Source organism: Shewanella sp. Pdp11 (genome assembly GCF_002838165.1).
In the GTDB taxonomy this organism is placed as follows: domain Bacteria; phylum Pseudomonadota; class Gammaproteobacteria; order Enterobacterales; family Shewanellaceae; genus Shewanella; species Shewanella hafniensis.
In genome coordinates this window covers 1304597-1326966 of the sequence record NZ_CP015194.1, presented here as the reverse complement: position 1 = coordinate 1326966, position 22370 = coordinate 1304597, and the positions used below count along the sequence as shown (strand labels likewise).

The following is a 22370-nucleotide window of genomic DNA, read 5'->3' as shown; positions in this document are numbered from 1 at the left end:
CCCTGCCATGGCAGGGATTTTTATTGGCTAAATGCTAACGAATACTCTTTTATATAAACATGAGGTTATAAGCGCAGCTGTTCAAGCACTTGTACTCTGTCCTTGGCCTTTGCTTCATAGTCGTTTGAGAATCGCTCAGCCATTTCAATGCTCTGCTGATAAAGCGTTAACGCTGTTTTCGCATCGACCGCGCCGCCCTCGCCTTTATCTAACAAGGTTGCGAGCTGAAAGTAAGCATTGCCTAAAATGTCCGCCTGCAAACCTTGCTTGGCACCCAGCGTCGTCACTCTTGCTAACCAGTAGCGCGCATTAACTGCATCTCGATGGGTTTCCGATAACAAGATATTGGCAAGTTCGGCTGCGGCGTAGAGATCCCGCTCGGCGGCAATCTGCCAAAACTCCGCACCCGCCGCAAAATTATCTGCCAAATAGTAATAATCGCTGGCCGCTGTATGGGCCAGTTCAGGCTTAGCCTTCACACTTAGGCGATAATTTTCCAGCGCGGCGTTAGCATCAAAATACGGTGAATAGGGTAACACTTGATAGAAAGCCATCAGGCTGCTTGCCTCAGGCAATCCTTGGTCAACTAATTGATTTAACTGCTGCCACGCTTGCGTTTCTCTGACCTTATCTTCACCCGTATTAACGAGGCCACGCTCGATAACTGATAAAGGTAAACGGATTAACTCAAGCTTTGCCTCATTGTCACCAAAACTCGCGGCGCGCCCGAGCCAATAGGTTTTTTCATCAATTCGCCCCGCGTAACCGGCTTGATCTCGCATCCAGTGCAAGGCCTCAATATCGCCCGCCTCTGCGGCTTCACGGTAATACTCTTGTGCCTTAGCCTCGTCCTTAGGCAAAGCGTGCCCAAGCTCATAGATACGCGCCAATAAGCGCTTATCTTCGGCCTTGGCACTTTGAGCTAAGGTCTTGATTTGTGATTCAGGTTTACCATAGGCATACAGTTTCACATCACCGTTAGCATAAGCATATTGAGTGCCGTCGGGATACTTCACCTCCACCGTATCGGGCTGATACCAGACATCGACCTCGTAATGCTCGGCAATCTGTGGGTTGAAGTTCACCCGCATCACCGCCTCATCGCCACGCCGAACGGCCTGATTATACGGGCTGGCCCACAGGCTAGCAGTGCGCTGCAGGCTACTCTTCAGTCGTGCCTCGAAGGGTTTGTCTTCCTCTGGATAATGAATAAAAACCGGATAGTAGACTGGCGCTAACGATAGCGGCGTGGTCGCCAGCAGCGAGCTATCCGCCTCACTACCCGCACGAATGGGATCGATATTAAGTTCATGACTTAAATAAAAATCATCGTGGGGTGACACTTGAGTCGGCAACCTAGTTTGGCTGGCAGCCTTAGATGCATCTACCGAAGTGCGCTGCAACTTGGCGAGGTAATCCCGTTGCAGCGTTTTAGCTCTCTGCCACAGTGGATGGTTTGGCAGTATAGTCACATCGAGCATTAAATCCTCAAGCCGCCACTGACAATCACCACCGCCATTTAAGGCTAAGGGCAGCGAAAACTCACTCGCTTTGCTACCACTGCTAATCACTTGCCGCAGCACTGAGGTTTTTTCGAGTGTGGCGCGGTAGGGATTCGCGAGATCGCCACTGGGAAAACGAATTTCCTTACGGGTACAAATCGATGAGGCGTAATAACCGACCAGTTCTAATTGCGTATTGGCTGGCAACACACCGACAAACTCGAAACGCTGGCTGTCCGCCGGCGCCGTCACTTGATCGACCGGTAACTCACTGCGAAACAAGGCCTGCCAAAAAGAGGCCATGACCGGAGAGGCAAACATCAGCCCAGCCGAGCAAGCCAGATACAGGGACGCCCGATGAAAACACTGTAACAAACTCATAATGCCAGCTCTCCGTCGCTGATGAGGCCACTCGCACTCAACACTCTCTCAAATACTGCAATGATCACTCGACAAAAAAATTAAGCCAACGCGCTTAGCTATTGGCTTAAATCATAACGTATTTATGGGCAAGTTGAACCCATGCAGTGGATCTAGGCTCGATCAACCCCAACCAACCTGCGACTAAACTTTAGCACTGCGCAGCCCAGCAAGCACATCCTTAGCTTTGAGTTCGGCCATAGCAACATAGGCCACAGGCACCACAAATAACGAGAAGAAGGTCCCCGTCATTAAGCCTCCGACTAAGACTAAGCCTATGTTAGCTAACCCTAATGAACCAGGCCCAGAAGCCAGCGCTAAAGGAATGGCACTTAAAATCATGGTTAAAGAGGTCATTAAAATCGGCCTTAAGCGCGATTTAGCACTGCTGAGCGCCGACTCAATCGCACTCAAGCCTTGGTCCTGTTGCTTATTGGCAAACTCCACCAGCAAGATGCCGTGTTTAGTCACGAGTCCCACTAAGGTTAATAACCCTATCTGCGAGTAGATATTCACGCTCTGGCCAAACAAAGCTAAGGTCAGCAGCGCGCCAACAATACACAGGGGCACAGTCAGTAAGATAATTAAGGGATCGACGAAGCTTTCAAACTGCGCGGCCAAAATCAAATAGATAAACACCAGTGCCAGCAAAAATAGCGACTGAGTGCCCGCCTGCGAATCCATTAAATCTTTCACTACCCCATTGTATTTAAAGCCTTGGGCGTCATTGAGCAGCGTTGGCAGTTGCTCGTCTAAATAGGCTTTAATTTCATTGGTGGAATAGCCGGGCATAATATCTGCCGTCAGCTCGGCGCTATCAAGGCCCATAAAGGTCTTAATGTTCGACTCTGCCGTAGTCTGCTTAATCGACACAAACTGCGATAACGGCAATGCTTGCCCCGATTCTGAGGTGACGTACAGCTTATTCAATACTTTGAAATCACTTAGCTTATCTAAGTTTACTTGCACTTGAATGGGATAGGTAAAGCCATCGGTGGCATGTAAGTCCGCCGCCTTGACTGAGCCAAGGAAGGTAGAAAGCGCATTCGTCACATCGCCATAACTCACCCCCGAGAGGATAATCGCATTGCGATCGATAGATAAATCGTAGCGTAGTTGATCCCTCAGTACCGAGTTACCGACGTTGTTCAGCCCTGGATAATCCTCGAGTAACTTTTGCACTTTGGCTGCGGTGTTGTTCAGCTCATCCTTATTGCGATCTAAGGTCGTTAACTCTAAGCGCAGATTATTGGCAATACTGAGGTTATCCGCCGAGCGAATGCTAAAGGACATGTTATAAGCAGAAACGCTCTCCTTCGATTTAGTCATCAAGTCGCTGATCACCTCATCTATCCCCTCGCTGCGCTCACCCCAAGGCTTGAGCAGCACATGGTTTACTGGCTCGCCCTCGATGTAAGACAAGTTCGCTCCAACGGCAGAATGCTCGTCCATCACGCCATTAAGCTCAGCATTATGGTTCAGATGATACTGGCGACCCACACCCGTTGGGCCATTGGACGCCACATCAATAAAACCAGAATCTTCCGCGGGTAAAAGTATTTTTGGCAGCTGCCAGTAAGCGATGCCCGCAAGACCGACAAGCACCACTGCCGCGCCGAGCATTAAACGCTTACGACCGAACCACTTATCCAGCTCTTTGATATACATATCATTTAACTGCTGCAGCGCATGCTCGACTCGGCTAAACCATTTAGGCTGCTGCTCAGTGGTATTGATAAGATAGGCGCTCATCATGGGCGACAAAGTCAACGCCACCACACCAGAGATCATCACGGCAGCGGCCAAGGTGAAGGAGAATTGCCGAAACAGATCGGCGGTTAACCCCGACATGAGTCCTATCGGCAAATACACGGCGGCGAGGGTTAAGGTCATGGCAATGATAGGGAAAATGATTTCCTGGCAGCCTTTAATCGCCGCGTTAAAAGGGGTTTCACCGTTTTCGATATGGCGATAGCAGTTTTCCACCACCACAATAGCGTCGTCCACCACCAGACCGATGGCCAAGATTATTGCCAGAATAGTGAGCACATTGATGCTAAAACCCAGCGCCGACATCACGGCAAACACGCCGATCACACACACAGGAATGGTAATGATCGGGATTGACGCCGCCCGCAGGCTACCTAAAAATAACACCACAATTAAGGATACTAAGATCACCGCCTCAATCAGCGCGGAAAAACCTTCGTCGATGGAAGCTTCGATAAAATCGGCCTGATTGTAGGCCAAGGTCATTTCTAACCCTTGGGGCAAATGCTGCTGCATGCGCGCAATTTCGGCCTTAATGTTCGAGGCCACAGTCACAGGGTTAGCATTACTCAAAGGTAAAATCTGCAGCGACATCGCACTATGACCATCGATGGACAACAGACTCGGCGATAAACTTTCCTCACCTATCACCACATCGGCGACATCGGCCACACGGATGATCTTGCCCTCGCTGACCTTGATCACTAAGTCCTTCACATCATCGAGCGTTTCAACTTGATTTAAAGGGTTGATCGAGAAATCCCGTGACTTGCCTTTAATCGCCCCCGAGGTGAAGCTGGCATTGTAAGAACCTAAGGTGCCCACCACATCGGCGGCTTTAATGTTGAGCGCCTTCATCTGCTCGGGGTTGAGCCAGACTCTAACCGCCTTTTGTGAGCCGCCATAGGGCCCCCACACGGCGCCAACACCTTGCACTTGCTTGAGCTGCGGCACTAGTTGCTGGCTAATGTAGTCGTACATGGCCTGCTTTTCCATGCCGCCCGCGTTCACAAAGGTAATGATATTACTGGCAGCATCGGTAGCCGAGGTATCGTCGGTGACGGTCGGTTTATCTATCATGCTCTGGGGGAAATCGTTAATCCCTTCGACGCTGCTACGCAACTTATTCATTAAGTTGGTGTATTCGATATCGCTGGTATCGTCATTGAATTTAATGGTTAACGAGCAGCGACCTTCGCTACAGTCGGTCGACATAGTATCGACCTTGTCTATGCCCGAAGCCGCCGCAATTAACTTATCGGCCACATTGCTCGACATAAAATCGGCGCTAGCCCCCGCAATCGATGCATTCACAGATGCCGAGTGGGTGGTGTGCTCAGGAAAATATCGGATATCGAGTTTTTGAAAGGCAATCAAGCCCAGTAACACTGCCATGATGCTGAGCACGGAGGCGAAGATAGGATGGCGAATACAGACTTCGGGTAAACGCATTATTCGGCCCCCTCAGTGCTGGGCTCAGCGCTTAGCGCTTCGATCGCACCAGAGTTAGCACTGGAGACAGTGGCTTTGTCTGCCGCGCTTTTGTCCTGAATGACTTTGATCTTGCTATCGGCCTTGAGGTTTTGCATACCCGTTTTAACCACGAGATCGCCTTCGGCTAAACCTTCGGTTACAACCGCATAGCCATCATTAGTGTTTTGCGCGAGTTTAACCACTTGTTTTACGGCGCTATCGCCGCGCACTAACCAGACAAAGCGTTCGTCATTATTGGCGATAATTGAATTTTGCGGCACTAATAAGTGTTTAATATCATTGCTGTAGAATTGCTTAATATTGGCGAACATACCGGGCGCCAGTTTGAACTCAGGGTTATCGAGGGCGGCGTGTACCTCAACTCGTCCTGAACTTTCATCCACCGCAGGGGCCACATAGTTAACTAACCCATTGAACACCTTATTACCATAGGCTTCAACGGTGACATTCACCTTCTGGCCTTTTTGTGCCTTACCTAAATCCTTCTGGCTAATGGCATAACGGACTTCGACCGGATTTAAACTATAGAGGGTGACTAAGGCGGTACCTGCGCCAATTTGGCTGCCGATGGACTGACTAAAGCTTGTTAGCTGACCGTCGAAGGGGGCTTTGATCAAGTAGTCGTTCATGGTTGCTTGTTTCTGACGAAAATCGGCATCAGCCAGATTCACATTTTCCCGCAGTTCATCCACATCTTGCTTGGAGAGTGCAAATGGCTCTTTGATTAACAGGTCTTCAATCCGTTCAAGCTTTGTTTTTGCCAGTGCTAAGGTGCTTTTGGCCTTGTCTAAATCAGCCTTGGCCTTAGTGTTATCTTGCTCGGCAATCACTTGGCCCTTCGTCACTTTGTCGCCGTTACTAAAATGGATAGCACTGATTTTTTCACTGGCATTAAAGTTGAGGATCGCCGAATCGATGGCGTTAATTTTACCGACTTCGTTGACGATATCGGCAAAGGCAGTTTCTTGAATGGCCTCGACCGTCACAGGGATAACGTCGATCTTATCCGCAGCTGATACAGCTATAGGGGTTAAGGTGAAAAGACTCGCCAGTAGAAACGTCAAAGGCGCGATTAAGGGCGCCTTTGGAAGATTGTGGGGCTGGCTTTTAAATGAAATATCGCATGCACTGCGTGCTCGTTTTGTCACTCTTTGTGTAAACATCGTTTGTATAAACATAGTATGCAAACCTATTGTTCTTACTATTCAACGGACATCCTATCCGACAACAGCAAACCGGATTGAACCCAAGACTAATACCCAGTCCTCCAAAGTGCTTATTCAGCAATTTGAGGTTATTTGGGTATACAGCCTATAGGCATAATCCCTGTCAGTGCCAGTAAAAATACTGTTACACATTCAAACAAAACAATGAGTTAACGCAAAACCTAATCGAAAAAACTTAAATCACACAAAATCACATAAACCACAACAAACTAGAAACAGATGTAAAGCCAGCCTGTTAGCAAGCCACTATTTGCCTTTTAGCAGGGCTCCGATGGCCTTTTTCACGTCTGCAAAACAGGGGCGCTGAGTCACATCTAACTGCATACATTCGTCTTTAATCGCACTCAATTTGTTATAGTATTCAGGGCCAACCGAGCCACTCACATAAGCCAACAGATCTTCAATCAAGCAGCCCAGCGCCCGCACTTCAATCGCCTCCATCGCCAAGCGCTCGACTGTAGACAGATTGCGTAAATTGGATGCCGCGCCAAAATCACCAAACAACAAGTTCATCTGTTGATTAACCATAATGTTATGGGCGTAAACATCGCCGTGGCTCACTTGCTTAGCGTGCATGTGCGCCATCGCATCGGCGAGTTGGAATGCCATCATTGCCACCTCATCAAGGCTGAACTGGGTATCGGCATGGAAAGTATCGCGGGTGCAACTTGCTAAGCTTGGCGGTAAGCCTAAATTGCTAAACCCCGGCGGGATAAGCTCCATCACTAAGCCCAATTGATCTTTTTGGCTGATGTGCGCGACCACCTTGATAAGGCTCGGATGATCTCCCGTTGTTAGGCAGCAATCTAACTCGTCGGCGGGATAACCATCGCTGGTCACTTCACCCTTAAAGAGTTTTACCGCAATCTGCGATGAACCCGTCATGGCGACCATGGCTTGATTCAACCAATCGCCTCGATAAATCACCCCAGAGGCGCCTTCACCCAGCTTTTCAGCCAACTTAATATCATCCAGAGTCACATTTGCCACTGTGGCCACATCGGCATGGGGATCGACTAAGGTATGGCTGAACGGATTACCCGCAAACGCGAGCCAAGTTAACTTAGGCAAACCCAATAGCCAAGCTGGCAGCGCTTGCAGTTGATTGGCCGATAGGCGCACCAATTCTAAGTTACGGCAATTGGCCATCGACTCGGGCAAAGCCGTTAACCGGTTGCCCGCTAAGGCTAATTTTTGTAGACGAGGTAAATCGCCCATAGCCGCAGGCAAGGTTTCGATTTGGTTATCGGTAAGGATAAGCCAGCGAGTTTGCAGCGGTAACGCGGCGGCAGTCACAGTACGGATTTGATTCGCCTTAAAGCCAATCATCTCTAAACTTTCACAGCGTCCTAATGCCTCGGGTAAATGCTCGAAGCGGTTATTAGAAGCAAAAATGATCTTTAAACGCGATAATCGGTACAGGTCCTCGGGCAAAGCATTCAATTGATTATTCGATAAATCGAGGATTTCGAGGGTATCGGCTAAGTCAAAAATCTCCCGCGGAAACTCGGTTAACTCCTCTACCAATTGTAAACGCGTGATCCCTTGTAACTGCCCTGCTCTTAACTGCGCTAACGTCTGCACTTTGCTACCCAAGTCAATGAAAAATCGCCGCTATGGTAGCGCATTAATGGCTAAAGCTAAACGCAAGATATCCAGCCAAAGGGCGGCACAATCGGCGCTAAACGGGCGTTAGGCAGGCGCTGCAAATAGGGGGAAACCGTGGGGGAGCTATCCAGAAACGCGAAAACAGATTAGCATGTGCACCAATATGGAATGCCCAGTTAACTCATCACAGGACAATCATGCGGAAACATTTTCGCCAAACGCACTCTTTTACAGTGCTAATGCTGGCCATGTTCGTGGCCCAATTGAGCGGTTGCGCGACCACGTCGGCAAGCCCATCAACCACAGAATTCAATGCCCCAGCAAATGATGTGAGTAACGCTAACGAGCACTCGCCACAACACCAGCAGCACACGCCACCCGCTGTGGTTGAGCAGTACAACGACGTTTGGGAAAAGATCCAACACGCCAACACCATTGACGTACATGACGATGCCGAAGTGCGCAAACAGCGTAACTTTTTCGATGATAAACAGAAATTTATGAACCAAGTCGGCGAACGCGCCGAACCCTTTTTGTACTACATAGTCAGCCAGCTCGAAGCCCGTAATATGCCATTAGAATTGGCGTTATTACCCATAGTCGAAAGTGGTTACAATCCACTGGCACAGGCAAACGGCCCAGCTGGACTGTGGCAGATGATCCCCGCCACTGGGCGTAATTTTGGCTTAACGGTTAACTCAGCCTACGACGGTCGCAAAGATGCGCTGGCCTCAACCGATGCCGTGCTCGACTATCTACAGCATTTGTACGACACATTAGACAAAGACTGGATCAACGCTGTCGCCGCCTACAATACCGGTGAATTGGTGATTAAAGCCGCCATCGACAAGAATAAAGCCAAGGGTAAACCAACGGACTTTTGGTCGCTAGGCATTCCTGCCAAACGCGTACAAACTGTGCCTAAGTGGCTGGCCTTTATTCAAATTATTCGCGCACCCAATCATTACAATCTAAAAGTACGACCGATTGCGAACCGCCCTTTCTTAGATAGAGTCCCTGCGCCCAATGGCGTGGATATCGGCCAAATCGCCAATGCGGCAGGGCTGAGCAAGGCAGAATTTAAAACCTATAACCCGGGCTTTCGCCAAGGCGTGATCCCGAGCAAAGGCAAATATCAGATCGCCTTACCGCTGGAAAACATAGGCCAATATCAGGAAAATCACGACAAACTCTACGCCCAAAAACGCTATGACAGCCAAAGCTATATCGTTAAGTCCGGCGACAGCCTAGGCACAATCGCGGCTAAGTTTGATACATCAGTCAAGGCATTAAAACAGGCTAATAACCTGACCTCTGATCGCCTCAAAATCGGCCAAGAGCTCACACTCTTAACGCCAATGGCAGCCAATGATAATGAGCCAGAACCCACTAAAGCCAACACTAAGGCCGATAGCAAAGCCAAGTCATCGACCAAAAAAAATGCCAACGGCACTAAGGCCAACGGCTCAAAATCGGCCGATATGCCAACGGTAAAAGCCAAAACCTACAAGGTAAAATCCGGCGATTCGCTGGATAAAATCGCCCGTAAGAATAAGGTCAAACTGGCTGATTTAATGAAGTGGAACCAGCTCAATAGCAAGAGCATTATTAAGCCAGGCCAAGAGCTGAAAATCAGCGAATAACACTTGCGATATTAACTGCAAAAAAGCCCAACAAAGCGCCAATTAAAAACGCTGTGTTGGGCTTTTTGCTGTCCCAGTGTCAGAGTTAACCATCACTTAAACATTGCTACTCAGTTGACCTCACATTGACTTCCAGATAATGACTCCAAAACAAACCACTCCAAATGCAGCGCCGTTATTTTGTGTCCTTCTTCGCTAAACCGAGGGGATATAATTGCTGCTTAAACATGCCAACGGGCATGTAATCACCGACGACACCATATTGCTCTGGCCACTCTTTCTGACCTCGAACTGCGGTTCCAAAGAGGTAATCTAAAAATGAAAAATGGGCGGCATAGTTACGATCTATAGCCGCCTTATCGGAAGCATGGTGCCAATGGTGGAACTGCGGGCTGACGATTAAGTAACGTAGCCAACCGAAGTTAACTTGGACATTGGCATGGTTAAATACCGCCTGTACGCCAACGATAATGACATAAATACTGATGATATCTTTGGAAAATCCCAAGATAAAAATCGGCGTAAGTACTAGACAACGGGTGGCGATCAACTCAAACATATGTTGCCTTGATCCCGCCAACCAATCTAAATGCTTGGCGCTATGGTGTACCGAATGGAAACGCCACAGGAATGGGATCTCATGGTAAGCGCGATGCGCCGCATATTGCATTAAATCGGCGACCAATAGAATCAACAGCAGTTGCAACACAAAGGGCAGACCCGCGATAAAGCTTTGCACTGTGCTGGAAATAGCCCAAGAAAAGGTCGACTGCACAAATTGATTCGTCACCAATAATACAAATCCAATCGCTAAATGATTCACCAAAAAATGATTTAAATCCCCTTGCCATTCGGGTCTCAATATTGGCTGTTCAGGTTTATGGGGCAGCCATTTTTCGATAAAAATAAAAATTAAGGTTGAACCTAATAAGTCTAGAATAAACCAATCTAACCCTAGTGAGACCTTATGATTGGCAAAAGGCTCGACCTCGACTTGATGACCACCAAAGGCAATCGCCAAGCTCACAAATACCCAAGCGACAAAGCCAAATCGTTTATTTTTATTTCGAATAAAATTTAATAAACCTAAGCTGCCCGACACCACTAAGGCGACAAATATCAAACTGCGAATAATATCGACGTTATAACTTTGGCGTAATTCGGGGGTAGTCAGGTATTCAGGGAAATGAAACGCCAATACACCTAAAAACGATAATATGGCTAACATGCACGCTATGGTGCCGCTAATACTGCCTTCACCAATTTGGAAATGGCCATCTTTAAATCCTTTGCTAATCACAGTGAACTCCTTTTCCTATGCTGCTCGCGTTATCCACACAACCACCACTCAGCTTAATTTTGCCGATTAGCCTACATTAACCCCACTGCCACAATCAATAAAAAGCGCTACCTAAGTAGCGCTCTTGTATTAGCTAAGTTCACTCACCTTAACGGTTAGAGCTTAATCAAGTTATAACCAAAGCTAGTGGCAGCATCTTTATTCAGCACCATAGTGACATTATCTTCATTGCTGAAATCCATTAAATCGGAGGCATAGACAACGGTTTTAGTGCCGTTTTCGACTGCGATGACTTTAATAGAATATTCGCCTGCAGGTACAGTCACTGACTGAGGGCTAGCTGGATTGACCGCAGTGATTTTATTTACCGCAGTTTCAATCGTGTCATTTGCTTTTAAGAAATATACAGTGAGATTGCTTTTATCGGCAAAACTCACGATGTCAAACTTAAAGCTATAGGGACTTGGCGTCTGAGTTTGCTTCATCTCCATCGCCTTCACTTGGCTGCCCTGCTCTGTCGCCTGCTCGTAAATGAAGATGGTTTTAATATCATCTTGATTAAGGGTGATCAGCACATTGTCGAGTAATTTAGCTTGGCTAGTATGGTCAAGTACGCTCACACCAAAGTCATTAAACTCGGCGCCTTGGTAAGCTGTTACGCCGAAGGGGGCCACATTGCTAAATAGCGCTTCTTGCTTACTACTCACCACTTTCACATCAACATTATGTGTAGCCAAGCCGTTGAATACTCTAAAGTCTACACTGCTTTCGAGGGCGACATGGTTACGCACATTGGTGGTTGAGTCGACGCTGTCTAAACTGATTTTAGCGGCTGAAGCGCCAAAGCTTTCCCTTAAAATCAACTTATAAGGCACCTTGGTTTTAAAATTAATGCTTGCCGTGGTGTAACTGATATTGGTCGTACCCGCCGCAGTCAGATAAATTTTATAGTCGCCCGTATCTAAAATCTGTGGTGTTGAAACCTCACCATAGGAGACGCTACCTAGCATCACTGCATCGGCAAAGCTTTTATCCGCTTTGGCAATATAGGCATCGTAAGCAGGTGCATCAGTCGCAGTGTGTGCAATCAATAATTGCATCTTGCTCTTGTCCGCTTCGGCATTTTGTTTATCGAGCTCGGTACGCGAGTAATTAATATTCAAAAGGGCTGGCGAGGCAAAATCCCCATGCAATACAAAGAAATGGTCGGTTGCCGTTTTTAAATCGATATTCTCTTTGTAGAGTGAAATATCTTTATTTGCCGCATCCTTACCCATCACCTCTACCTCACTCACACCGGGGGTAGATGTAAATCGTGGCATCGCATCTGCGTAGCTCACGCTTTCATAGGTTTTATCGCCAATCTTCAGCGCGGTAGCAGTGCTCCCCACTGTCGCATTATAGAATTGCACATAAGTATCAGTTTTAGAGGTATCCTCATCCTTGTCATTATCAGAACCACCGCAAGCGGTCACGCCTAAACAGGCGAAGGTCAAAACCGCGAATCCCTTTAGCTTACTTTTTATCATTGTTTCCCTCATTAGCAGACAAAAATTCAGTTCAGTCTACGCAGTTATACAATGACAACAATGGCAATTTCCACTAAAAACAAAAACAAATATTTCACAAACTCAAACACTTAACAAACATTTCAATAACAAACAAAATACTGATACAAACGCCACTTTTCGGGCTCTTAATTGATACAAATGCGATTGCTGATACCTTAGTTCACATCTACAAAAACGCTTCCGCTCCAGAGCAATAAGGCTGGCATATCGAATACCTCTCTTTTAGGCTATTGCGACCATGGAGAAATCATCCACAGTTGGTGCAAACCTTGTTCGACTTATGCGATTGAGTTACTCTCGCACCGCCAATTAAGCCTTTAGGATGGATAGGGTTTGCAAGGGATTCTTAACTACTACAAACAGTGTTTTCAACACGATAGTGCTGAAATTAACCTTTGGTCTAGCCACAAACTTGCTGAGCAAGAAAAGCTATTGCTCCAAGGTGAAGACGAGTTAAGCAGTGGCTTTCTACCACGCTTGCCGCTGCCATTTGCTCCTGCCTCCGCATTAATGGCGCGTAGTGCTTTGTATCTGCGAGAAAAAGTATTATTGCACTCTTGTCTGTTTTTCTGCGGCACTGTCGAGCTTAATGGCGAAAAACGTAAAGTCGTCACGCCATTGCTGTACCGCGAATGCCAATTGCAGGCCGATGGCGATAACATTTACCTCGAATCTAATAACAGCTTCTCTGGCGGCGGGCCATTCACCATCAATGAAGCCCTGTTAGAAAAATTAGTCGTTGAAGGACACAGCTTAAGTCAAGAGTTACGCGATAATCCAACGGATGTCAGTGGCTGGATAGCTTGGCTGCGGGCGGGCCAAGCCGATGTTGATACCAGTCATTTATTGCATTTTCCCAAGCTGATCGATGAGACTGAATTCACTGGCTTATGCCGTAAACGTGGGCGGTTTATGGTTAGTCGCAGCCAAATTATTCTTGCAGAGCGTTCGCAGGCAAGTCGCGGCATATTGCACGAACTCGACAATCTCATCACAGCGCCCTCACACTCTGCGCCGCTTCAAGCGCTGTTTGGGCAAGCGCCAACTCGAAATTCAGTTAGTCACAATGTCGATACCCAAGAGAATTACCTTCCTGGGCTATTAAGCCGCGCACAAATTCAAGCCTTAAAGGTGGCGGCCAACCATACTTTGGGGCAAATATCGGGCCCACCGGGAACGGGTAAAAGTTACACCATAGCCACAGTGGCGGCGGAGCAGGTATTAAGGGGTAAATCGGTCCTCATCGTCGCCCACACCGATGTTGCCGTTGATGTGATTGCCGATAAGTTGCAGCAACAATTCCAGCTAGGGAGCAGTCTTATTCGAGCCGGCTCGCCGCAGTTTATTAAAGTCCTTAAAAACCAGATAGATGAAATGCTGCATGGTCAGCATCCTGCGACTGCAGAAACCCTCTCAGATATCTTACTACTCAATGCAAAACAGCAACTTAATACTGTGACTCGCGAGCAAACCAAAATGGAAGCCGGTTTTATACACCATTGCCGCCACGCCATACGTCGCGGCCAAAAACTGGCGACCTTACAACAAAGACAATCACGCTGGCGCTTAGGATTTTACAACTGGGCTTACCGTGCCGGGATCAAACAGTTTGCTCAGCAATGGGATGTGCTCGATAAATTAACCGCCCTCATCGCCCAAAAAGAAGACTTAAGCCTCAAATACTTACAATTGGCCACTCACTATCGATTAAACCAATTACTCAAACATAAGCGCAGTACGCTGGTGAGTTTTGCCAGTGCACTTCGCGCTCGGCAGTCCGCTAAGCAACTCGACGGTTTCTACAAAACGGATTTTGATGCCTTAAAGCAAACCTTTCCCATTTGGTTATCTAGCCTTGCCAGCTTGCATAAAGTGCTGCCCATGGAGCAGCAAATGTTTGATCTAGTGATTATTGATGAAGCCACCCAAGCCAATATTGCCGCCTGTTTACCAGCATTGCAGCGGGCAAAAGCAGCACTGGTGGTGGGCGACAGTAAACAGCTGCGCCATTTCTCGTTTTTATCCCGCGCAAAACAAACCCAAATCCAGACCCAACTCGGACTTGCTGCGGATTGCCGCGGCCTAATGAGCTACCGTGATGCCAGTATGCTCGACTTAGTATCACAATCCCTCATGAGCCAATCCCAAGTGGTATTTTTAAATGAGCATTTTCGGAGTAAACCTGAGCTGATCCAATTTAGTAATCAGCGGTTTTATCAAGGTATGCTGAAGATTATGCAGCACAGACCCTGCACAAGTTCAGGGCACTTACACCGAGTCCAGGTGACTGGCTGCCGTGATAGCAAGGGCATTAACGCCATAGAAGCGGAGGCATTAATTGAAAAGTTAGCTCAACTGATTGATGAACAAGAGAATGCATTAGTGCCCGCCAGCATTGGAGTGCTCTCCTGTTTTCGCAATCAGACAGAGTATTTATCCCAGCAAATTCTCGCACGTTTTAGCACGCAGCTAATAGAACGTCATCAATTACGGATTGCCACGCCCTTTGGTTTTCAAGGGGAAGAGCGCGATATCATGCTGCTGTCGTTTAGCATTACGGCCAACGATAGCCGCGCCGCCGTGTATTTAAATCGAGCCGATATGTTCAATGTCGCCATCACCCGCGCTAAACAAATGCAGTGGCTATTTTTATCGGTACAAGCGCATGAGCTCCCCAACAATAATTTACTGGCAACTTACTTAACATCGGCGGGCCAATTTCAAGCGGCGCACAATTATGTCGATGCCCTCGATAGCTTCGGCCAGTCGGTGGCACTCGCGATTGAAGCAAAAGGCATAACAGTCTGGCGCGCCTACCATATGGCAGGGCTAGAACTGGATATTCTGTGCCGCTATGGTAACCAATATTTAGCAATAGATTTAATCGGTTACCCAGGGCCATGGGCGGACTTTTTCGATATTGAACTGTATAAACTGTTACAGCGCGCCGGGATTAAACTTATCCCCGTCAGCTATGGGCTATGGTGCCAACAGCAAGAATTGTGTATCCAATATATTTGCCAGCAATTGGGTATTACTCAAACAAGTTAATGCCGTAAATAACAGCCTTAATCATGCTGTTGATAAATCACTTTTATCTTGTTTCTTAGCCAAGTGATTTTGGGGTTGTGGCTGTTTCTCTTATGCCAAATCAAGGTAAAAGGAATGGCAAGTTTATCAAGATATTCGCCACTTATCGGGATAGGACGACTGACTAAGTCAGGGTGTAATTGGTGGGCATACTGCTCACAATATTGCGGCGCGATTGCCATCATACTGTGGTGAGGCTCTGCCGCGACAAACAGTGACTGCTCAAAGCTGGCCAAGGTCAGTACTATATTGCGACTTAAACCAAGCTCAATAAGTACATTATCTAAGGCCCAGGTTTCGCTCTTTTCCCACAAGATATTGATATGCGAGTATTTTAAGAAAGTGTCTATATTCCACTCTTCCTGCAAGGCGGGATGATCGCGGCGTAAATACACCTGAGGAAGATCGGTAAATAAAACCTCAAAATCGATAAAATACGGCAATAAATCAAGGGATTCCTTGGAACGAGGATGACTTTCTCGGCCTGTAAAACCTATGTCAGCCTCACCGCGAATAATGGCCTCTAGTGAATCATAATCCCAATTTCGTACTTTCACTTTTGCATCAGGGTAGTGTTGATAAATAGCCTGCGTTAATTGATTAAGCATAATGAGCGACAAAGGTGACTCAAGCATCAGCTCAAAACTGAGCCCTTTCGCCATATCGTCCCCGCGCTTGCCCATAAGCTGTTTGCCCATTTGTAACCAATCGGCTAAGTCATGCTCCATGCTTTGGGCCAATGGCGTTAACTGTAATCCCTGAGGCGTTTTAATGAATAGTGGGTCGTCAAACCAATCACGCAATTTCGCCAAGGATTTACTCACGGTCGATGGCGTAACATTGAGCTTTTTAGCGGCCTTAGTCACACTCCGCTCTTGTAAGAGAAGTTGTAGAGTAAACAATAGATTAAGGTCAAGACGTGCGAGTGATTTCTTCATCTAGATAAACGCTCGGTGCTGTAGGCACACATAATATGAGTAAGGTACTGATAACAGAGCCCAAGGCTAATATCAGCAACAATATGTTAAGTGGACTAATACCTATTAATCCCATCAGCCAAATATACAGTGCTGAAGTACAAACCTGTGCAATACCTAACAATGAACTTGCCACCCCAGCACGCGATGCAAAGGGGCTCAGTGCTTGGCTCATAGTCACACCAAATCCAATAGCGAATCCGCTACAGACAAAACCAAAGCCTAATAAATTCACATTAAGGCTAAAATATTGCACCTGAGTTAGCACAAACACTAGCGCGGCAGCTGCAAATAACAGCTGTGAAATCAACATCAAACTTTTTTCTTTAAGCACAGCAAGTGCAAAAGGAGTCGAGAACGATACCAGCATACTCACTAACGCTGTCAATGCCATAACATTAGAGTATTGCCCGCGGTCAAACCCCATCTGCCCCATGATCAGCATGGGAGACACATTGACATAACTGAGAATCGTAGTCACACCTAGAGTCGTCATAACAAGCCGGCTGAGGAAAAAGGACTGACGAAAAGATTCTTGCGGCGCCAACTGACGATTAACATCCTCAATCCTACTCTGCGCAGGCTTAGTCTCCCGTAATATAAAAATACATAACAAACAGACTAATAGTCCCATGCCAGCCATAGTGCTAAACAGACTCTGCCAAGGGAACTTGAGCATAATTACATGCCCAATAACAGGTGCAATGACCGGGATAATGCACGTAATACCATTGATCATTGAGAGCACTTTAGCTCGGCGCTTATCGTCTAAGGTGTCGCGTAAAATAGCAAAGGCGACAACGTAACAGGAACCAGCACCAATTCCCTGCATAAAACGTATGAGTAAGAACTGATTGCTTGTCTCAGCCATACCACCTAAATACGAAGCTAAGGCAAAGACAATAGCGCCGAATAGAGTGACAGGCTTGCGCCCTAATCGGTCCGCTATGCTGCCAGCAAAAAGCATGGTTGCCGCCATTCCGCCAAGATACACAGAAAAAGCGATATGCAACTGTGCTTCACTCGCGCCTAAATCCTGCGCGATTTGCGGTAAACCAACCAAGTACATATCTATCCCAGTTGGATACAGAAGCACTAAACAAAAACTACACAAAAGATATCGCAACATATACCTCACCCATCTCCTCGCAAATAAGTTGCGCTTAGAGTAGTGGGGCGACCACAGTTAAGTGAGTGGCTTTTTCGACAACAGGTATTTCCGTTTGCGACCAAGGGATATAGGCCGTGGAATTGGTCCTAAATTGAAGGAACAGAAGGAATAGAAACAAAATATCCCCTGCACTGGCTAGCACAGGGGATATGGCGGCGAATGGTCAATCTTCTATTCTATGAACCCAACACTCATTGCTGAGGTGTTAAGGGTGCAGGAAGGACTTGGATGGTTAAACTGCCCTCTGCTGGCAAATATTGCTGTGCCAATTTATTCAGTTCAGCAACCGTCATCTGCTGTGCCAACGCTTGTCTTTGTTTGAAAGCAGCAAAGCGTCCAGGATAACTCTGGGCATTTGACGCTAAATCTAACCAAAAACCATTGCTCTGCGGCGCGGCTTGCATCCATTCAAGCACAGGTTGGCGGGCTCGGTTAAGTAAGTCCTCGCTAATCCCCTGCGGCTGCTTGACTTGGTTAACTGCAGCGGTGAAATACTCGGAAACCTTTGGCAACATGGCTTGAGTCGTCACGCTAAACAAACCTAAGTAACCATAACCGCTGGCATTGAAATCACTATAAGAAAAGGCCGATGGCGAATAACTCGCGCCCGCTTTTTCTCTCACATTCTCCGTTAATAAAATGCCGAGCACTTGCTCCAGCAATCCCAATCCCGCATGTTGGCTCAAGTGAGTCATATCCGTTGTTGGCCACACCATGGCCAGCGCCGCTGAATCGGGATGACCATAGTGTGTTAACGTCATCTTAGCGGGCACTTTCGGGAACACAGGCACTAGCGACTGGCTATTTTTAGTGGGGCTGCGTTTAATTGCCCCGAGAGTGTCAGCCACAGCAGCGATGGCACTGGCTTCGTCGAAATCACCTACTATGGCGATTTCAATTGCTCCTTGCTCGACGGCTGAATGGAAACTCGGCGCCAACTCTGCAAACTGACGCTTTAAAATTTCTTCAGGATCACCATAACCATAGCGTTTATCACCACTGTGGGAGATACGATCAAACTGATTAGAAAACTCAGTTTGCGGGTTGCTATGGAGACTTTGCTGCTCGGCAATCACTTGCTCGCGGAACAATTGCTCAGCCTGCTTATTCATGCCAGGTTCAATCAAAAAGGCCGTCATTAAGCCAAGCTGTGTACGTAATTCTGCGGCATTGGTACTGATCTCACCACCAAAACTCTGCTCACGCACACCTAGGTTAATGGAAATATCTTGCCCAGCAAAAATATCCTGCAGACTGCCATAGTCATGGGCCTTAAGCCCTCCCTGCACAAAGGCACTGTTAAACAGATAAGACAGGCCATCTAACTCAGGGAATGGCACTTCACCAAAGCCAATGTTGAGGCTGACCAATGTGGTGCCTTTATTAAAGTCAGTAGGCTTAAGATTAAGCCGCACACCATTGGCAAACTGCAACTGACGAATGCCCGTTTCGGCATCGCGATTATCGGCGTTTAACTTGCCCTGAACGCCAAATTCAGTGTATGCGAACTCATCAATCGCCTTCGCTGCTGGTACGCTCACAGCTTGTTTGCGGCTTTTCTCATAGCTAGCAACAAGCTGTTTTTCAACATTTTCGATGGGCTTATTGCTGGTTAGATACAGATACGGCGTGGCGTTCCAAGTCTGATTAAATACTTGCTTTAGCTTTTGCGGCGTCACTGTTGGCATTATTTTTTCAAAAAATGCCAGCTGCCAATCAGGCTCTACAGGCACGCGCTTTTCTGCGACCGAGTAGACTAACCCATCAGCAATATTCACACTGTGGATAGTACTGCTACCCGCAGCGCTGAGCTGATATCCTTTGTGCATACGTTTGATTTGTTGGTCAATTTCCTGCTGACTAAAACCAAATTCTTTTGCTTGGCGCAAGGTTTGCTCCAATATTGCTATGCCCTCTTGCCAGTTATTTTCCTGCGTACCTAAGCTCATTTGAGTGCCGTAGGCGATATCAAATTGATCCCCAACCTGCAGGCTAACGCCATATAAACCTTGGCTATGCTGCAACTGCGACTCCATTCGGCGATACAAGATGCCGTGGGCGAGTTCGAGCAGTATTTCCTGCTCCCGCACAGCAGGGCTGTCGGTAGGGTATGCCATAGGCTTGAGCATACCGAGTGAAACCGAGGTCGATAGGCTTGGATCGAAAAATGCCGCCGCCTCGACGCTCTGGCGCGCAGCGACAGTGCCAATCGATTGCGGCTTCACCTTCGCCGCTAAAGGCGCGGCCTGCCAACTGGCAAACTGTTGTTTTATCTTTTGTTCAACTGCGGCCACCTCGATATCACCCACCACAATTAAAGTGGTGCGTGAGGGCGTGTAAAAACCTTGGTATAAAGACAGTAAAGCCTCACGAGTAGCATTCTTTATGCTGTTGGCCTCGCCCACAGGGAAGCGCTGCGAGAGCAATGTTTGCGGCATCAAGAACTGTAATTGATTGCGGTAATTCTCCAGATCCGCACCGCTACGCTCACGCAGCTCAGCCAAGACCACCGCTTTTTCACGCTCAATAAGCGCAGGGTCGAGTAGTAAATTACTGCCAATTTCACGCATTAAAAATAAAGCAGTATCGACTCTATCTTGGCTATTACTAGGCAAGTTGAATTGATAAACCGTCTGCTGAAACTCAGTCACAGCATTGGTATCGGCGCCAAAACTCAGACCTAAGCGCTGCAAAGTCGGGATCATCTCGCCCGCAGCCAAACCCGTCGAGCCATTAAAGGCCATGTGTTCAAGAAAATGCACTAACCCCTGTTCGGTATCGGACTCCACCACTGAGCCGACATCCACCCGCATGCGCACTATGACAGCCTGCTCTGGCGTCTTATTGCTCACTAATAAATAGCGCATGCCATTGGCAAGTTCACCAGTATGGACTCGCCCACTCATGGGCAAGTCAGGCGTTCCCATCCACAGCGGCTCTTCGCTCGCCTGTAGCGGTAATGCCACAGTTAACAATGTCAGCAGTAGCCACTGGCGCATCAGGCTAATCGCCTTGAAATTATTCATTAAAATTCGCACTTTTCCCCCAAAATCAAACAAGAAACCTAAGAAGCGCATACCTAAGTTTCAGATAAAATAAGCAGTCACTATAATACCTAAAGCACTTTAAGTCACAAAATCAATACCTTATGGCGTACTAAAAATAGTTTATAGCCTTGATATTTAGCAGGAATATCTTGAAAAATAAGCGCGAGGGGGATAGGGCAAAGGATAGCATTCAGTAAGCTAAAAATTAGCTTATACCAACCGTATTAGCTCCCAGATGTTTGCAGTGACGTTAAAAAAGCAGAATATAAGTGATTAGAAATATATTCCGCTTTCATATTCAGAAATTTAAACTAACAAGGTGAGAGCATAAATAATCATCGCCCAATAGAAACAAAACAGACCAATCCATATCCAATTCAACCAAGTTAAGCGCGAATTATCAGGATATTCCACAGATTCAAGTGCAAAATTAACTGCTTTTTGAGCTTGATACAGCGGATATAAAACAGCTAATGGAACAAATATTGATGCCACAACTAATGATATTGGCAACGTTTCAATTTGATTAAGAATTCCGCCAACGACTAACAATACAACATAAAATGTCGCCATAGCTGAGCTATTCCAGCGATACTCTCGATTATCTTCTTTAATGTATTCACTAATATAAACAAATAGAGAATGTGTGTCATAAAAAAGCCCCACAAATCATTGCGAGGCTTTAAAAAATGAGATTATGTCGACTTTAGCATCTAAATTGACGCTAGTACTTTATAGCGAATTAAAACGGGATATCGTCGTCCCAGCCATCATCCAAATCTGGCGTGAAGTTTTGCTGTGGTTGTGGTGCTGGACGTTGTGCCGGCGCAGCTGGCGCTTGATAAGCTGGCGCTGGAGCGGCTTGTGGCTTAGGCGCATAACCACCTTGTTGTGGTTGAGCTTGTTGCTGTCCATATTGCTGCTGAGCAGGTGCTGGCGCAGCATACTGTTGCTGAGCTGGCGCTTGGTAAGCAGGTGCAGCTTGAGGGGCTGGCGCATATTGATTTTGCGCTGGTGCCGCTTGTTGTGGTGCAGATTGATAACCTGCGTTTTGTGGCATGCCGCCGCCCATTGGCGCGCCTTGTGCTTGGCCACCTTGACCACGGCTACCTAGCATTTGCATGCTACCGCTTTGATCGATAACCACTTCAGTGCTGTAACGGTCTTGACCGCTTTGGTCTTTCCACTTACGAGTTTGCAGTTTACCTTCAAGGTAAACCTGTGAACCTTTACGCAGGTATTCACCGGTAATTTCAGCTAATTTGCCGAACAGAACCACACGGTGCCATTCAGTACGCTCTTGCTGTTGACCTTGTTGGTCTTTCCACGATTCGCTGGTCGCTACTGTGATGTTTGCGACTGCATTACCGTTTGGCATATAACGCACTTCTGGATCTTGTCCCAAATTGCCAACCAAAATTACCTTGTTAACACCACGACTGGCCATTGAAATCTCCTGCGATTCTTTAAATAATCTATTAATTCAGTATGTTGTTTATCTGTGTCGCCATAGAGGAAAATCAGCTTCCCCAAATACCACACGGCAGACCC

At 47.2% G+C, this 22370-nt stretch carries 13 protein-coding genes; 2 read left to right on the top strand and 11 right to left on the bottom strand.

Features of this window, described 5'->3' with window-relative positions; translation table 11 throughout:
* Positions 1–65: 65 nt before the first annotated feature.
* The 4 genes from AYJ58_RS05835 to AYJ58_RS05820 all read right to left on the bottom strand — a co-directional run bounded on the left by AYJ58_RS05835 (position 66) and on the right by AYJ58_RS05820 (position 7996).
* The gene (locus AYJ58_RS05835) at positions 66–1883 is read right to left on the bottom strand and encodes a sel1 repeat family protein (protein ID WP_106649362.1); all 1818 of its coding nucleotides are present in this window, start codon (positions 1881–1883) and stop codon (positions 66–68) included.
* Positions 1884–2066: 183 nt separating this feature from the next.
* Entirely contained in the window at positions 2067–5144 is a 3078-nt protein-coding gene (locus AYJ58_RS05830) for an efflux RND transporter permease subunit (protein WP_106649361.1), read from the bottom strand.
* A complete protein-coding gene (locus AYJ58_RS05825) occupies positions 5144–6364 on the bottom strand; it encodes an efflux RND transporter periplasmic adaptor subunit (RefSeq protein WP_198555611.1) in 1221 nt (406 codons plus the stop codon). The genes AYJ58_RS05830 and AYJ58_RS05825 overlap by 1 nt, the downstream gene beginning before the upstream one ends.
* 294 nt (positions 6365–6658) lie before the next feature.
* Complete coding sequence (locus AYJ58_RS05820) at positions 6659–7996, bottom strand: leucine-rich repeat-containing protein kinase family protein (protein WP_106649360.1); 1338 nt, start codon at positions 7994–7996, stop codon at positions 6659–6661.
* 221 nt (positions 7997–8217) lie between these two features.
* On the opposite strand from AYJ58_RS05820, the gene AYJ58_RS05815 reads away from it, so the two are divergent.
* Entirely contained in the window at positions 8218–9663 is a 1446-nt protein-coding gene (locus AYJ58_RS05815; protein ID WP_106649359.1) for a LysM peptidoglycan-binding domain-containing protein, read from the top strand.
* 175 nt (positions 9664–9838) lie between these two features.
* Here the strand turns inward: AYJ58_RS05815 and AYJ58_RS05810 are convergent, their stop codons facing one another.
* Together AYJ58_RS05810 and AYJ58_RS05805 are read right to left on the bottom strand one after the other, a co-directional pair.
* Complete coding sequence (locus AYJ58_RS05810; RefSeq protein ID WP_106651750.1) at positions 9839–10960, bottom strand: sterol desaturase family protein; 1122 nt, start codon at positions 10958–10960, stop codon at positions 9839–9841.
* Positions 10961–11118: 158 nt separating this feature from the next.
* Entirely contained in the window at positions 11119–12492 is a 1374-nt protein-coding gene (locus tag AYJ58_RS05805; RefSeq protein WP_106649358.1) for a DUF4397 domain-containing protein, read from the bottom strand.
* Between the two features lie 375 nt (positions 12493–12867).
* Here AYJ58_RS05805 and AYJ58_RS05800 point away from each other — a divergent pair, with 375 nt between their 5' ends.
* Entirely contained in the window at positions 12868–15585 is a 2718-nt protein-coding gene (locus AYJ58_RS05800; RefSeq protein WP_106649357.1) for a DEAD/DEAH box helicase, read from the top strand.
* A 17-nt stretch (positions 15586–15602) separates the two neighbouring features.
* On the opposite strand, the gene yidZ is transcribed toward AYJ58_RS05800, so the two are convergent.
* The 5 genes from yidZ to ssb all read right to left on the bottom strand — a co-directional run bounded on the left by yidZ (position 15603) and on the right by ssb (position 22266).
* Positions 15603–16562 carry an HTH-type transcriptional regulator YidZ gene (gene yidZ / locus AYJ58_RS05795; protein WP_106649356.1) on the bottom strand — a complete coding sequence of 320 codons (960 nt, stop codon included), beginning with the start codon at positions 16560–16562 and terminating at the stop codon, positions 15603–15605.
* A complete protein-coding gene (locus AYJ58_RS05790; RefSeq protein ID WP_106649355.1) occupies positions 16537–17730 on the bottom strand; it encodes an MFS transporter in 1194 nt (397 codons plus the stop codon). The genes yidZ and AYJ58_RS05790 overlap by 26 nt, the downstream gene beginning before the upstream one ends.
* A 233-nt stretch (positions 17731–17963) precedes the next feature.
* Positions 17964–20771: a M16 family metallopeptidase gene (locus tag AYJ58_RS05785; RefSeq protein ID WP_106651749.1), complete on the bottom strand. Its 2808-nt coding sequence runs from the start codon at positions 20769–20771 to the stop codon at positions 17964–17966.
* A 354-nt stretch (positions 20772–21125) separates the two neighbouring features.
* Positions 21126–21392: a hypothetical protein gene (locus AYJ58_RS05780; protein WP_232790865.1), complete on the bottom strand. Its 267-nt coding sequence runs from the start codon at positions 21390–21392 to the stop codon at positions 21126–21128.
* Positions 21393–21561: 169 nt separating this feature from the next.
* Positions 21562–22266 carry a single-stranded DNA-binding protein gene (ssb, locus tag AYJ58_RS05775; protein ID WP_006083192.1) on the bottom strand — a complete coding sequence of 235 codons (705 nt, stop codon included), beginning with the start codon at positions 22264–22266 and terminating at the stop codon, positions 21562–21564.
* Positions 22267–22370: the final 104 nt, after the last annotated feature.